Annotated in this window: 10 protein-coding genes; 8 read left to right on the top strand and 2 right to left on the bottom strand. The window is 57.9% G+C overall.

The annotated features are described in order from the left end of the window. Position 1 precedes the first annotated feature (1 nt). Both carB and greA read left to right on the top strand, forming a co-directional pair. Positions 2–3,262: a carbamoyl-phosphate synthase large subunit gene (gene carB, locus B9Z33_RS11345; protein ID WP_108287159.1), complete on the top strand. Its 3,261-nt coding sequence runs from the start codon at positions 2–4 to the stop codon at positions 3,260–3,262. A gap of 92 nt (positions 3,263–3,354) precedes the next feature. Next, positions 3,355–3,831 (top strand): transcription elongation factor GreA, encoded by a 477-nt coding sequence (gene greA / locus B9Z33_RS11340; RefSeq protein WP_108287158.1) that lies wholly within the window; start codon positions 3,355–3,357, stop codon positions 3,829–3,831. Between the two features lie 66 nt (positions 3,832–3,897). Here greA and B9Z33_RS11335 read toward each other — a convergent pair whose 3' ends face one another. Continuing rightward, the gene (locus tag B9Z33_RS11335) at positions 3,898–4,371 is read right to left on the bottom strand and encodes a YhbY family RNA-binding protein (protein WP_108287157.1); all 474 of its coding nucleotides are present in this window, start codon (positions 4,369–4,371) and stop codon (positions 3,898–3,900) included. A 31-nt stretch (positions 4,372–4,402) separates the two neighbouring features. On the opposite strand from B9Z33_RS11335, the gene B9Z33_RS11330 reads away from it, so the two are divergent. From B9Z33_RS11330 to glmM, 4 genes are all read left to right on the top strand, one after another. After that, positions 4,403–5,065 carry an RlmE family RNA methyltransferase gene (locus B9Z33_RS11330; protein ID WP_108287156.1) on the top strand — a complete coding sequence of 221 codons (663 nt, stop codon included), beginning with the start codon at positions 4,403–4,405 and terminating at the stop codon, positions 5,063–5,065. A 106-nt stretch (positions 5,066–5,171) separates the two neighbouring features. Beyond that, a complete protein-coding gene (ftsH, locus tag B9Z33_RS11325; protein ID WP_108287155.1) occupies positions 5,172–7,088 on the top strand; it encodes an ATP-dependent zinc metalloprotease FtsH in 1,917 nt (638 codons plus the stop codon). Between the two features lie 63 nt (positions 7,089–7,151). Then, positions 7,152–8,039 carry a dihydropteroate synthase gene (folP, locus tag B9Z33_RS11320; RefSeq protein WP_108287154.1) on the top strand — a complete coding sequence of 296 codons (888 nt, stop codon included), beginning with the start codon at positions 7,152–7,154 and terminating at the stop codon, positions 8,037–8,039. A gap of 85 nt (positions 8,040–8,124) precedes the next feature. After that, on the top strand, positions 8,125–9,453 hold the full coding sequence (glmM, locus tag B9Z33_RS11315) for a phosphoglucosamine mutase (protein ID WP_108287153.1): 1,329 nt from the start codon (positions 8,125–8,127) through the stop codon (positions 9,451–9,453). A 24-nt stretch (positions 9,454–9,477) separates the two neighbouring features. On the opposite strand, the gene B9Z33_RS11310 is transcribed toward glmM, so the two are convergent. Next, positions 9,478–10,299 (bottom strand): pyruvate, water dikinase regulatory protein, encoded by an 822-nt coding sequence (locus B9Z33_RS11310; protein ID WP_108287844.1) that lies wholly within the window; start codon positions 10,297–10,299, stop codon positions 9,478–9,480. A gap of 146 nt (positions 10,300–10,445) precedes the next feature. Between B9Z33_RS11310 and ppsA the strand changes: the two genes are divergently transcribed. Together ppsA and B9Z33_RS11300 are read left to right on the top strand one after the other, a co-directional pair. Beyond that, a complete protein-coding gene (gene ppsA / locus B9Z33_RS11305; RefSeq protein ID WP_108287152.1) occupies positions 10,446–12,836 on the top strand; it encodes a phosphoenolpyruvate synthase in 2,391 nt (796 codons plus the stop codon). A 22-nt stretch (positions 12,837–12,858) separates the two neighbouring features. Next, positions 12,859–14,973, top strand: a complete 2,115-nt coding sequence (locus B9Z33_RS11300) for a VC_2705 family sodium/solute symporter (RefSeq protein WP_108287151.1) — start codon at positions 12,859–12,861, stop codon at positions 14,971–14,973. Positions 14,974–15,015 lie beyond the last annotated feature (42 nt).

The raw sequence follows: 15,015 nt of genomic DNA, 5'->3' as shown, positions 1-15,015 counted from the left end.
CATGCCAAAGCGCACCGACCTCAAAAGCATCCTCATCATTGGCGCTGGCCCGATCATCATTGGTCAGGCTTGCGAATTTGACTATTCCGGCGTGCAGGCTTGCAAAGCTTTGCGTGAAGAGGGCTACAAAGTCATCTTGATCAACAGCAACCCAGCCACGATCATGACCGACCCGGCCACGGCCGACGTGACCTACATCGAGCCCATCACTTGGCAAACCGTCGAGAAGATCATTGCCAAAGAACGTCCTGATGCCATTTTGCCCACCATGGGCGGCCAGACGGCGCTTAACTGCGCTTTGGACTTGTGGCACAACGGCGTGCTCGAAAAGTACAAGGTCGAGCTGATTGGCGCGACACCCGAAGCTATCGACAAAGCCGAAGACCGTCTGAAGTTCAAAGACGCCATGACCAAAATTGGTCTGGGTTCTGCACGCTCCGGTATTGCCCACAGCATGGAAGAGGCGTGGGATGTGCAAAAGACATTGGGCTTCCCTACGGTCATCCGCCCCAGCTTCACCCTGGGCGGCACGGGTGGTGGCATCGCCTACAACCCCGAAGAATTTGAAGTCATTTGCAAACGCGGTCTGGAGGCTTCGCCCACCACCGAGTTGTTGATTGAAGAATCTTTGCTCGGCTGGAAAGAGTACGAGATGGAAGTGGTGCGCGACAAAGCGGACAACTGCATCATCATCTGTTCGATCGAAAACCTGGACCCGATGGGCGTGCACACCGGCGACTCGATCACCGTGGCACCCGCACAAACCTTGACCGACAAGGAATACCAAATCTTGCGCAATGCCTCCCTGGCGGTGCTGCGTGAGATCGGTGTGGACACGGGCGGCTCGAACGTTCAGTTCTCCATCAACCCCAAAGACGGCCGCATGGTCGTCATCGAGATGAACCCGCGTGTGTCGCGTTCGTCGGCATTGGCCTCCAAAGCCACGGGTTTTCCGATTGCCAAAGTGGCGGCCAAGCTGGCTGTGGGCTATACGCTCGACGAGCTGCGCAACGAAATCACGGGCGGTGCCACCCCCGCGTCGTTCGAGCCTTCGATCGACTATGTGGTCACCAAGATCCCACGTTTTGCGTTCGAAAAATTCCCGACAGCCGACAGCCGCCTGACCACCCAGATGAAGTCGGTGGGCGAAGTGATGTCCATGGGCCGCACCTTCCAGGAGTCGTTCCAGAAAGCCCTGCGTGGTCTGGAAGTTGGCGTGGACGGCATGAACGAGAAAACCCAGGACCGCGAAGTGCTCGAGAAGGAACTGGGCGAGCCTGGTCCTGAACGCATTTGGTATGTGGGCGATGCTTTCGCCATGGGCTTGAGCGTGGACGAGGTGTTTGCCTTGACCAAGATCGACCCTTGGTTCTTGGTGCAAATCGAAGAGATCGTCAAGATCGAGTTGGAACTCGAAACCACAACGCTGGAGGCGATCACCGCCGACGAGCTGCGTGCGCTCAAGAAGAAAGGCTTCTCGGATCGCCGCCTGGCCAAGTTGCTCAAAACGACCGAGCACGTGGTGCGCGCCCGCCGCCATGCCCTGAACATTCGCCCTGTTTACAAGCGCGTGGACACTTGCGCAGCCGAGTTCTCCACCGATACCGCCTACATGTATTCGTGCTACGAAGGCAATGGAGAAGGCGAGTGCGAAGCCGAACCCACGACCAACAAGAAAATCATGGTCTTGGGTGGCGGCCCCAACCGCATTGGCCAAGGCATCGAGTTCGATTACTGCTGCGTGCATGCCGCCCTGGCCATGCGCGAAGATGGTTACGAAACCATCATGGTCAACTGCAACCCTGAGACCGTGTCGACCGATTACGACACCTCGGACCGTTTGTATTTTGAGCCGGTCACTCTGGAAGACGTGCTCGAAATCGTTGACAAGGAAAAGCCGACAGGCGTGATCGTTCAATACGGTGGTCAAACGCCTTTGAAATTGGCCCTGGACCTGGAAGCCGCTGGCGTGCCCATCATCGGCACCAGCCCTGACATGATCGACGCGGCCGAAGACCGCGAGCGTTTCCAGAAATTGCTGCAAGACCTCGGTCTGCGCCAACCCCCCAACGCCACGGCCCGCACCGAGCCAGAAGCGCTGGAAAAAGCCGCTGCCCTGGGCTATCCCCTGGTGGTGCGCCCCAGCTATGTGCTGGGTGGTCGCGCCATGGAAATCGTGCACGAGCAACGCGACCTGGAGCGCTACATGCGCGAAGCGGTCAAGGTGTCGCACGACTCGCCCGTGTTGCTGGACCGTTTCTTGAACGACGCCATCGAATGCGATGTGGACTGCTTGCGTGACCCCGAAGGCAAAACCTTCATCGGTGGCGTGATGGAGCACATCGAACAAGCGGGCGTGCACAGCGGTGACTCGGCTTGCTCTTTGCCCCCGTACTCGTTGTCCGAAGCCACCGTGACCGAACTCAAGCGCCAATCTGCCGCGATGGCTGGTGCTTTGAATGTGGTCGGCTTGATGAACGTGCAATTCGCCATTCAACACGTGGACGGCAAAGACGTGATCTATGTGCTGGAAGTGAACCCTCGCGCTTCACGCACCGTGCCCTATGTCTCCAAAGCCACTGGCATTCAGTTGGCCAAGGTCGCTGCGCGCTGCATGGCGGGCCAGACCTTGGCATCGCAAGGCATCACGAAAGAAGTCACGCCCCCTTATTTCAGCGTGAAAGAGGCGGTGTTCCCGTTCGTGAAGTTTCCGGGCGTGGACACCATCCTCGGCCCAGAGATGAAGTCCACGGGCGAAGTCATGGGCGTGGGCAAGACATTCGGCGAAGCCTTTGTGAAGAGCCAGTTGGGTGCAGGCACCAAGTTGCCACGCCCGGCCAAAGCCGATGGCACGCCATCGGGCAAGGTGTTCATTTCGGTCAAGAACAACGACAAGCCCCGCGCCATCGAAGTGGCGCGCCAATTGGTGGCGCAGGGTTTTGAGTTGATCGCGACCAAAGGCACGGCTGTGGCGATCAATGCCGCAGGCGTGGCTTGTGCCACGGTGAACAAGGTGACCGAAGGGCGCCCGCACATTGTGGACATGATCAAGAACAACGAAGTGGTGCTGGTGATCAACACCGTCGAGGAGCGCCGCAACGCGATCGCCGACTCGCGTCACATCCGCACCTCGGCCTTGCTCAACCGTGTCACGACCTTCACCACCATTGCGGGGGCTGAAGCCGCCGTCGAAGGGATGAAGTACATGGACCAGCTGGATGTGATTTCTGTTCAGGAAATGCACGCTCAACTGGCGGCCTGACATCGCTGCTTGAAGCCCATGCCTTGAAGGCATAATGCAATCAATGACCGCCGAGTTTCAACACTCGGCGGTTTGCTTTTGGAGAACTGAACATGTCAACCATCCCGATCACAAAACGCGGTGCTGAAAAGCTCAAAGATGAGCTGCATCGCCTCAAAACAGTGGACCGTCCCGGCGTGATTCAAGCCATTGCCGAAGCGCGCGCGCAAGGTGACCTGAGTGAGAACGCCGAATACGATGCAGCCAAAGATCGCCAAGGCTTCATTGAAGGCCGGATTCAGGAGATTGAAGGCAAACTGTCCGCCGCCCAAATCATTGATCCCGCTTCTGTGGACGCTGGCGGCCGCGTGGTGTTTGGCACGACTGTCGAGCTCGAAGATGAAAGCTCAGGCGAAGCTGTCACGTATCAAATCGTGGGCGAGGATGAGGCCGATTTGAAGCTGGGCCTGATCAACATCAGCAGCCCCATTGCGCGTGCCTTGATCGGTAAAGAAGAAGGCGATGTGGCAGAAGTGCAAGCCCCGGGTGGTGTGCGCCGCTACGAAATCGTGGGTGTTTCATACATCTGACAAACGACGAAGGCCGTTGTTGAACGGCCTTCGGTAAGTATCTGCCCCAAGTCGGGCAGATGCGTGTCAGTCGTGACGGCCTTTTTTGATTGATTTTTGCTTGGGCTTGGCCCGCTTGATCTGCCCTCCGGCTGCCAGGCGTTGGTTGCCCAAAACGCGCACAGTTTTGACTTCGGGGCGTTGACCGCCGCGTGAACTGTATTTCAGGATTTTGAAGTCACGAGGACCGGCTTTGCGGTCTTCATCGGCTTCCTTGATCTTTTCGGGTTGGGGGCGCCAGAGGATCAGCAATTTGCCGATGTGCTGGATGGGCGCAGCATTGAGCTGGTCAGCGAGTTGGGCAAACATCGCTTCGCGTGCAGCGCGATCGTCGCCCAGAACCCGGATTTTGATCAAGCCGTGGGCGTTCAGGGCAGCTTCGGTTTCTTTGACGACGGCAGGGGTCAGGCCATCGCCTCCGATCATGACGACCGGATCCAGGTGATGGGCATCGGCGCGAAAAACTTTGCGCTCGGAAGGTGTGAGTTGTATTTGGGGCATACCCGTATTATCCCCGCAAGGACGCAGAAGAATGAAAGTCAAAACCAAAAGTAAAAAGGTCAACAAAGCCTGGTTGAACGACCACGTGAATGACACTTACGTGAAAATGGCCCTGAAAGAGGGTTATCGAGCACGTGCGGCCTACAAGCTCAAGGAAATCGATGAATCGCTCGGTTTGGTCCGTCCGGGGCATCTGGTGGTCGACTTGGGCTCCGCACCCGGTGCCTGGAGCCAATACCTGCGCAGACGGCTGTCACCCGATGGCGCGGCTATGGGCGAACTCAACGGAACCATCATTGCGCTGGACCTCTTGCCAATGGCCCCTGTGGAAGGTGTTCATTTCATTCAGGGTGATTTCCGCGAAAACGAGGTCGCCACATTGCTGGAAGCCGCATTGCAGGGCCGGCAGGCGGATGTGGTGGTTTCCGACATGGCCCCCAATTTGTCGGGTATTGAGTCGTCAGATGCGGCCCGGATCACGCATTTGATCGAGCTGGCGGTTGAGTTTGCTCAAAATCACATGAAACCTGAAGGGGCCTTGGTTGTCAAAGTCTTTCACGGCAGTGGTTACAGCCAAATCGTGAAGATGTTCAAGGAAACCTTCAAGGTGGTCAAACCCATCAAGCCCAAAGCCTCGCGAGACAAGTCCTCTGAGACCTTTTTGGTGGGCATGGGCCTGATTCACGCCGTTTGATGTCGTAATTCCCGCCTTTTAGAGGGCCAAAAGCCTTTCTCTGTGCCATGAGGGCCTTCCGCAGGCCTAGAATCACCACAGTCATTTTTTTCGATTGGAGCCTCTCTTGAATAACCCCTGGTTTTCCAAAATTGCCGTTTGGATGGTGATTGCCATGGTGCTGTTCACCTTGTTCAAACAGTTTGACAACCGCGGTGTCGCAGGTGCGAATGCCGTGGGTTATTCAGACTTTCTGGAAGAGGTTCGCGGCAACCGCATCAAGAGCGCCACCATTTCCGAAGGGCCTGGTGGCACCGAAATTCTGGCCATCACCAACGATGACCGCAGAATCAAGACCACCGCGACCTACTTGGACCGCGGTCTGGTGGGCGATCTGATCAACAGTGGCGTCAAGTTTGACGTGAAGCCCCGCGAAGAAGGCTCCCTCCTCATGACCCTGCTGGTCAGCTGGGGGCCGATGCTGCTTTTGATTGGCGTTTGGGTGTATTTCATGCGCCAGATGCAAGGCGGCGGCAAAGGTGGTGCCTTCAGCTTTGGCAAGTCCAAAGCCCGCATGCTCGACGAAAACAACAACCAAGTAACGTTTGCCGATGTCGCTGGCTGTGATGAAGCCAAAGAAGAAGTCAAGGAAGTCGTGGATTTCCTGAAAGACCCCCAGAAGTTTCAGAAACTCGGTGGTCGCATCCCCCGTGGTTTGTTGCTGGTCGGCCCCCCGGGCACCGGTAAAACCCTCTTGGCCAAAGGCATTGCTGGTGAAGCCAAGGTGCCTTTCTTCAGCATTTCGGGTTCCGATTTCGTCGAAATGTTCGTCGGTGTGGGCGCTGCCCGTGTCCGTGACATGTTCGAAAATGCCAAAAAGAACGCGCCTTGCATCATCTTTATTGATGAAATCGATGCCGTCGGTCGCCAGCGTGGTGCTGGTTTGGGTGGTGGCAACGATGAACGTGAGCAAACCCTCAACCAGATGCTGGTCGAGATGGATGGTTTTGAGACCAATTTGGGCGTGATCGTGGTCGCTGCCACCAACCGCCCCGACATTCTCGATGCCGCTTTGCTGCGCCCTGGCCGCTTTGACCGTCAGGTGTATGTGACGTTGCCCGACATCCGCGGCCGTGAGCAAATTTTGAATGTGCACATGCGCAAGGTGCCCATCGGCCAGGACGTGAATGCGGGTGTGATCGCTCGCGGCACGCCCGGCATGAGCGGTGCCGACTTGGCCAACTTGTGCAACGAAGCCGCTTTGATGGCCGCACGTCGCAACGCCCGTGTGGTTGAGATGGTGGACTTTGAAAAGGCCAAGGACAAGATCCTGATGGGCCCTGAGCGCAAGAGTATGGTCATGCCCGAGCATGAGCGTCGTAATACGGCGTATCACGAGGCCGGCCACGCTTTGATTGGCAAACTGCTGCCCAAGTGCGACCCTGTTCACAAGGTGACCATCATTCCTCGCGGCCGCGCCCTGGGTGTGACCATGAGCCTTCCAGAGCAAGACCGCTACAGCTACGACAAGGAATTCATGCTGAACCAGATCAGCATGTTGTTCGGTGGCCGCATTGCCGAAGAGGTGTTCATGCACCAGATGACGACAGGTGCCAGCAACGACTTTGAGCGCGCCACCTCGATTGCCCGCGACATGGTGATGCGTTATGGCATGACCGATGCCCTGGGCCCGATGGTCTATGCCGAGAACGAAGGCGAAGTGTTCTTGGGCCGCTCTGTCACCAAGACCACCAATATGAGTGAGTCCACCATGCAAAAGGTGGACATGGAAGTGCGCAGCATCATTGACGAGCAGTACAAGCTGGCCCGTCGCCTGATCGAAGAGCACAGTGCTCAAATGCACGCCATGGCCAAAGCTTTGTTGGAGTGGGAAACCATCGACAAAGACCAGATCGACGACATCATGGCGGGGCGCGATCCGATGCCACCCAAAGACTGGACACCTCGCACGCCGCCCTCTGGTGGTGGCAGTGGCGGCGGTACACCTGCCGTTCAGCCTGAGCCAGCGACCACGGCTGCTTGAGATTCCAACAGCAATGCAGTCAAAGCGGGGCCCTCGGGCCCCGTTTTTCATGGATTGACCGACATGAAATCTGAAAAAACAGGATGGCACATGGCCACGCACTGGCAGACCACACGTTTTGAGTTGGACCTCTCCCGGCCCTGGGTCATGGGCATTGTGAACGTCACACCCGATTCTTTTTCGGATGGTGGACAGCACAGCGACACGACACAGGCTTTGCGGCATGCTGAACAATTGCTGCGTGATGGCGCGGGCATTTTGGATGTGGGCGGTGAGTCCACGCGGCCAGGTGCGGACCTTGTGCCTTTGTCGCAAGAGTTGGCGCGTCTCGTCCCATTTTTGCGGGAAGCGGTTCGTTGGCAAGTGCCGATATCCGTGGACACCTACAAACCTGAAGTGATGCAGGCGGTGCTGGACCTGGGCGTCGACATCGTCAACGACATTTGGGCTTTGCGTCAGCCGGGGGCCGAGCGTGTGATCGCCGCACATCCGGCTTGTGGTGTGTGCTTGATGCACATGCACCGCGACCCGCAAACCATGCAAATGCAGACGATGACCGGAAATGTGCTGACCGAGGTCACCGCGTTCTTGAAAGACCGCGCCGAGTCACTTACGTCGCAGGGCATTGCTGCGTCGAGGCTGATGCTGGATCCCGGCATTGGTTTTGGCAAAACCGTCGCGCAGAATTTTCACTTGCTTGCAAGGCAGGCCGATTTGCTGCATTTGGGTTATCCGGTCTTGGCGGGCTGGTCGCGCAAGTCTTCTTTGGGGGCTGTTTTGGCTCAGAACGGCCAAACCCCTGAGCCCGCCGAGCGACAAGCCGCCAGTGTGGCCGCGGCTTTGCTGGCGGTGGAGCGGGGTGCTTGCGTGGTTCGCGTGCACGACGTCAAGCAAACGGTGGACGCGCTCAAAGTCTGGCAGGCCATGCAGCAGGAAGAGCAGGGTCACTGAGCGATGGTGCACCTTTTGTGCCTGAATTCAGTGTTGTTCAGGCAGCTAAAATTCTTTAACTTATTACAAAAATCAGGAGCATTCCATGGCGCGTCAATATTTCGGCACAGACGGTATTCGGGGCACCGTAGGCCAGAGCCCCATCACGCCCGATTTCATTTTGCGTTTGGCGCATGCCGTGGGCCGTGTTTTGAAGGCTCAGGAAGCGCACCCGGTGGTGCTGATCGGCAAAGACACCCGTATTTCTGGCTACATGCTGGAAAGTGCGCTGGAGTCCGGGTTCAACTCGGCCGGCGTCGATGTGGTGTTGTTGGGGCCCGTGCCTACGCCAGCCGTGGCTTACCTGACCCGGGCGCAACGCGCCTCGCTGGGCGTGGTGATCAGTGCAAGCCACAACCCTTTTGCGGACAACGGCATCAAATTTTTCAGCGCCCAAGGCAAGAAGCTGTCGGATGCTTGGGAGGCCCAGGTTGAGGCGACGTTGCTTGAAGACCCCGTCTGGGTCGATTCTGCATCGCTGGGCAAAACCCGTCGCCTGGACGACGCGGCGGGTCGGTACATCGAGTTTTGCAAGAGCACTTTCTCCAACGATTTGACCCTCAAGGGCTTGAAGATCGTGGTAGACGCCGCCCATGGGGCGGCCTATCAAATCGCACCCAAGGTGTTCCATGAGTTGGGTGCCGAGGTGATCGCGATCGGTTGTTCCCCCGATGGCCTCAACATCAACAAAGGTGTGGGGGCCACGCACCCCGAGGCGTTGGTGCAAGCCGTCAAGGACCAAGGTGCCGATTACGGCATTGCGCTCGACGGCGATGCCGACCGCTTGCAATTTGTGGACGCCACGGGCCGACTTTTCAATGGTGATGAATTGCTGTACCTCATGGTCGCAGACCGTTTGGCAAGGGACGAAGCCGTGCCTGGCGCGGTGGGTACCTTGATGACCAATCTGGCGGTGGAGGTGGCACTCAAGCAACGTGGCGTGCAATTTGTGCGAGCTAAAGTGGGCGACCGTTATGTGCTGGAGGTCTTGCACGACAAAGGCTGGTTGCTGGGCGGTGAGGGCTCAGGCCACTTGCTGGCCTTGGACAAGCACACCACAGGCGATGGCTTGGTCAGTGCTTTGCAAGTGCTGCAAGCCTGTGTGGGCAGCCGGCAGACCATGGCCCAGTTGCTGGAGGGCATCACCTTGTTCCCGCAAACGCTGATCAATGTGCGGTTGACACCGGGTTTCGATTGGCAAGGCCATCAACCTTTGTGGGACGCCACCCGTGCTGCTGAGGCTGAGCTGGGCGATTCGGGTCGCGTCCTGATCCGAGCCAGTGGCACAGAACCGTTGGTTCGGGTCATGGTGGAGGCACGCGATGCGGCTCAGGCACGACAATGTGCCGAGCGGATTGCCGCAACCTTGTCTTGAAGTCGGTCCTGAGTCCGCAAGGACTCAGTAAATCAGCCGCTCCGGTTTGATTTCCTGCAGGATGGTGGTGGCGATTTCTTCAATCGACTTGGTGGTGGTGGACAGCCAACGGATGCCCGAGCGGCGCATCATGGCTTCGGCTTCCGAGACCTCCATGCGGCAGTTTTCGATGCTGGCATAACGGGAGTTGGGTCGTCGTTCCGCACGGATTTCGGCCAGCCGGTCGGGGTGAATGCTCAGGCCAAAGATTTTTTTGCGGTGCGGCACCAAAGCGGGTGGCAACTGGCGGCGGTCAAAATCCTCTGGAATCAGGGGGTAGTTGGCCGCTTTCAGACCATGCTGCATGGCCAGGTACAGGCTGGTCGGGGTTTTGCCGCTGCGGCTCACGCCCACCAAAATGACATCGGCCGACTCCAGATCGCGGTTGGATTGGCCATCGTCGTGGGCCAGCGAAAAATTGATGGCTTCAATCCGGTCGTGGTATTCCTTGCTTTTGCTCACATCCGAAAAGCGCCCCACCCGGTGGTGCGACTTGATGCCCAGCTCGTTTTCCAGTGGGTTCACAAAGGTGCCAAACATGTCCAGCAGCATGCCCTGGCAATGTTCCTGCAGCACTTTGAGCACATCCATGTTCACCAGGGTGGTGAACACAATGGGCTTGTTGCCTTCGGTCTCGGCCGTGTGGTTGATCTGCCTGACCGCTTGGTGCGCCTTGTCAACGGTGTCCGTGAAAGGCAGGCGCACATGCCGTGTTTTCATGTCGAACTGGGCCAGGATGGCATTGCCAAAAGTTTCGGCGGTGATGCCTGTGCCATCGGAAACGAAAAAAACAGTGCGTTTGGACATGGATGCAAAAATTTCAAATGCAGGGGGCACCAAGCCCCCTAAAATGACCTGATTATCCATGGCACCCCGTTCGGCGGTTGTATTCCAAGAACAACAAAATCGCCTTCCTGCGCCCATGGAGCCCGGTTTTAACTTTGGAGCTTTGCATGTCTGATCTTTTCAGTGAGACCGCTTTGGTCGTCCCTTTCGAGCAATTGCGCATGACCGATGTCGAATCGGTCGGTGGCAAAAATGCCAGTCTGGGCGAGATGATTTCCCAATTGCCCTCCGGCGTGAGGGTGCCCACGGGTTTCGCTACCACCGCCCACGCTTTTCGGCAGTTCCTGGCCTTTGGGGGCTTGACCGAGCGCATCAACGCCCGTCTGGACGTTCTGGACACCGAAGATGTGCGTGCTTTGGCTGCTGCGGGTGCTGAAATCCGCGCGATGGTCGAGGCCCAGCCTTTCCCGGCCGATCTGGAAAAAGCCATCCGCGATGAATTTGTGCGCTTACAAGGCAGCAACCCCGAGGCTTCTTTTGCCGTGCGTTCTTCGGCCACGGCCGAAGACCTGCCGGATGCCTCATTTGCAGGTCAGCAAGAAACCTTTCTGAACGTGGTCGGCATCGACGATGTGCTGCACAAAATGAAAGAGGTGTTTGCCTCCTTGTACAACGACCGGGCGATCAGCTACCGCGTTCACAAGGGTTTTGCCCACGCCGATGTGGCTCTGTCTGCGGGTGTGCAGCGCATGGTGCGCTCGGATTTGGGGGCCGCAGGCGTCATGTTCACCATCGACACCGAGTCGGGCTTTGAGGACGTTGTTTTCATCACCTCCAGCTACGGTTTGGGTGAAACCGTGGTGCAAGGTGCCGTGAACCCCGACGAGTTCTATGTGCACAAGCCCATGCTGGCGGCCGGTAACCGTTGTGTCATTCGACGCAATCTGGGCTCCAAATTGATTGAGATGGTGTTTGCCACCCCAGAAGAAAAAGCAGCTTCTGGCAAGCTGGTCAAAACCACCGACGTGCCCGCCGAATTGCGTAACCGCTACAGCCTGACTGATGACGAAGTCGAGCAATTGGCCCGTTACGCGGTGGTCATTGAGCAGCATTACGGTCGTCCCATGGACATCGAGTGGGGCAAAGACGGCACCGATGGCCTGTTGTACATCCTGCAAGCCCGTCCTGAAACCGTGAAAAGCCAAGCCAAGGGCACGCCCGAGCTGCGTTACAAGCTCAAAGGCAAAAGCACCATCTTGGCCGAGGGCAGGGCGATTGGCCAGAAGATCGGCACCGGCCCGGTGCGTCTGGTGCACAACATCAGCGAGATGGACAAGGTTCAGCCTGGTGATGTGCTGGTCACAGACATGACCGACCCGAACTGGGAGCCGGTGATGAAGCGCGCCAGCGCCATCGTCACCAACCGCGGCGGGCGCACCTGCCACGCCGCCATCATTGCCCGCGAGCTGGGCATCCCGGCGGTGGTGGGTTGCGGTAACGCCACCGATCAATTGACCGAAGGCACGCTCGTCACTGTGAGCTGCGCCGAGGGCGATACCGGTCACATTTACGATGGCTTGTTGGAAACCGAAATCAGCGAAATCCAGCGTGGCGTGTTGCCCGAGATCAAAACCAAAATCATGATGAACGTGGGCAATCCCCAGTTGGCATTTGATTTTGCGCAACTGCCCAACGCAGGTGTGGGCCTGGCGCGTCTGGAGTTCATCATCAACAACAACATTGGCGTGCACCCCAAGGCGATTCTGGACTACCCAGCCATCGATGCCGACTTGAAGAAGGCGGTGGAATCGGTGGCCCGTGGCCACGCCTCGCCCCGTGCTTTTTATGTCGACAAGGTCGCCGAGGGCGTCGCCAGCATCGCTGCAGCTTTCTGGCCCAAGCCGGTCATCGTGCGTTTGTCGGACTTCAAGAGCAACGAATACCGCAAGCTGATTGGCGGTAGCCGTTACGAGCCCGAAGAAGAAAACCCGATGCTTGGTTTCCGTGGCGCTGCGCGCTACATCAGCGCAGACTTCGGCGAAGCCTTTGCCATGGAGTGCGAAGCCCTCAAGCGCGTTCGTGGCGAAATGGGTTTGACCAACGTCCAGGTGATGGTGCCGTTTGTTCGCACCTTGGCGCAGGCCGAGAAGGTCACCAAGCTGCTGGCCAGCCAAGGCTTGCGCCGCGGCGAGAACGACCTCAAAGTCATCATGATGTGCGAGGTGCCCAGCAACGCGATCCTGGCAGAGCAGTTCCTCGAGTTCTTTGATGGCTTCTCGATCGGCTCGAACGACCTGACCCAATTGACCTTGGGCCTGGACCGTGACTCCGGCATGGAGCTGCTGGCCGCAGACTTTGATGAGCGGGATCCGGCTGTGACAGCGCTGATTTCGCAGGCCATCAAGGCTTGTTTGTCACAAGGCAAATACATCGGTATTTGCGGCCAAGGCCCCAGCGACCACCCGGACTTTGCCCATTGGTTGATGGACCAGGGCATCAGCTCCATCTCGCTCAATCCGGACACGGTGATCGAGACCTGGACCAATCTGGGCCGTTGATGGTTCACGTCAAGGCTTTGCGATGACTGAACGGATGGCGGCGCCGACGACTGCGGCTTACCATCGGCGTTTGCATCGCAATGTCTTGGTTTACATTGCCATCCTGCTCACGCTGTTGGGTGCCATGGCGTGGGCTGAACGGGTGGGCCTGTCCCGCAATTTGATCGGGCCCATCTTCCTGTTCAGCACGGTGATGATTTATGCCTTGATCGGCATTTCGGGCCGCACGACCGACGAGGATGAGTACTACGTGGCGGGGCGGCGCATCCCCGCCATGTACAACGGCATGGCCACGGCCGCCGACTGGATGAGTGCGGCTTCCTTCATCAGTTTGGCGGGCGCACTCTATTTGCAGGGTTTTTCGGGCAATGGCCAGCAGCCCGGTGGCTTGGCTTATGTCATGGGCTGGACGGGCGGTTTTTGTTTGGTCGGCTTGTTGATTGCGCCCCATTTGCGGGCCATGAAGCTGTACACGCTCCCGGATTACTTCGACCAGCGCTATGGCGGGCGGTGGCCGCGCATCATTGCCGCTTTGGCATCGGTGTTGTGCTCTTTTACCTATGTGGTTGCCCAAATTTATGGCATTGGCCTGATTGCCTCGCGCTTGACGGGGGTTCAATTCGAGATCGGCATTTTGCTGGGCCTGGGTGGCGTGTTGTTGTGTTCTTTTTTGGGTGGCATGCGGGCCATTACCTGGACCCAGGTGGCGCAATACATCATGTTGTTGCTGGCATTCATGATTCCCGTGTCCTGGTTGGCCTACAAGCAATTGGGAACGCCTTTGGCACCCTTGGTCTACGGGCAGCAGCTTTCCCGCATTGAGGCCATCGAAAAGAAACTGATCAACGATCCTGCCGAAATCGAAGTGCGTGAGGAATACGCTCGGCGTGCCCAAATGTTCCAGAGGCGACTGGAACATGTCGATCGCTCGATGGTTGAGTTGCGTCAGGAGTTGGAAGAGAAAATCCGCCTGCTCAAAGCGCAATCGGCCGACTATGCCTCGATTGCCCAGGCCCGACGCGAGCTGTTGGCTGTGCCGCGTGATTCTGCGACGGCAAAGGAGCAATGGACCCGCGCCATGCACGACAACCTGGACCGGGCCAGACCTTTGGGGGGGATGCCCATGCACGCACAGGCGTTTGCCGGCAACCCCGACGGGAATCCTGCCGAGGTCAAGCTGTTTGAGGAATCCCGGCTCAATTTTCTGGCTTTGGTGTTCTGTCTCATGGTGGGTACGGCGGGTTTACCGCACTTGTTGACGCGCTTTTACACCTTGCCATCGGTGGCGGAGGCGCGCAGCTCGGTGGCCTGGTCCTTGTTTTTCATCGGCTTGTTGTACCTGAGCGTGCCTGCATTGGCTGTTTTGGTGAAGTTCGAGGTTCTGAACAACCTGGTGGGCAGCAGTTTTGAAGATTTGCCCAGCTGGATGTTTCAATGGGCCCGTCTGGACTCGGCATTGCTGGAGTTTTCCGATGTCAATGGGGATCGGGTGTTGCAATTGGGTGAGTTGAGGTTGGGTGCCGACATGATCATGTTGGCGACCCCCGAGCTGGGGGGCATGCCTTTTGTGGTCTCGGGTCTGGTGGCTGCCGGCGGGCTGGCGGCGGCTTTGTCGACGGCCGATGGTTTGTTGTTGACCATCAGCAATGCGCTGGTACATGACATTGGCCCAGGGCGAGATCGCAAACCCAAATCGCCCGAAGGGCGGGTCATTCTGTCCAAATTTGCCTTGTTGGCGGTGGCCATGGTGGCGGCGGTGGTCGCAGCCTTCAAGCCTGCCGAGATTTTGTCCTTGGTTTCGGCATCATTCTCTTTGGCGGCTGCCGCTTTTTTCCCGGGCATGGCTTTGGGCATGGTTTGGAAGAAGGTCCATCGCCCCGCTGTGGTGGCTGGCATGTTGACGGGCCTTGGGTTGACCCTTTATTACATGGTGATCAATGCCCCGGGGTTTCGGCATTTTTGGGGTCTTGACCCTTTTGGGGGCTTGTGGTTCGGCATCCAGCCCTTGTCTGCGGGTGTTTTTGGGGTTCCGGCGGGTGCATTGGTGATGGTTTTGGTCACTTTGCTGGTTCCTGCGCGTTGGGTTTCACCGCCCAAGCCAACGGCGGTGCCCGGCAATGGCTATCCAGGCCTCTGAATTAAAGCTATAATCGCAGGCTTCGCCTTGCCGCACCCCGAC

The sequence above is a fragment of the Limnohabitans sp. T6-20 genome (assembly GCF_003063505.1).
Taxonomy (GTDB): Bacteria; Pseudomonadota; Gammaproteobacteria; order Burkholderiales; family Burkholderiaceae_C; genus Limnohabitans_A.
Note: the sequence above shows the minus strand (reverse complement) of the source record. Positions and strands in the feature narration are given on the sequence as shown.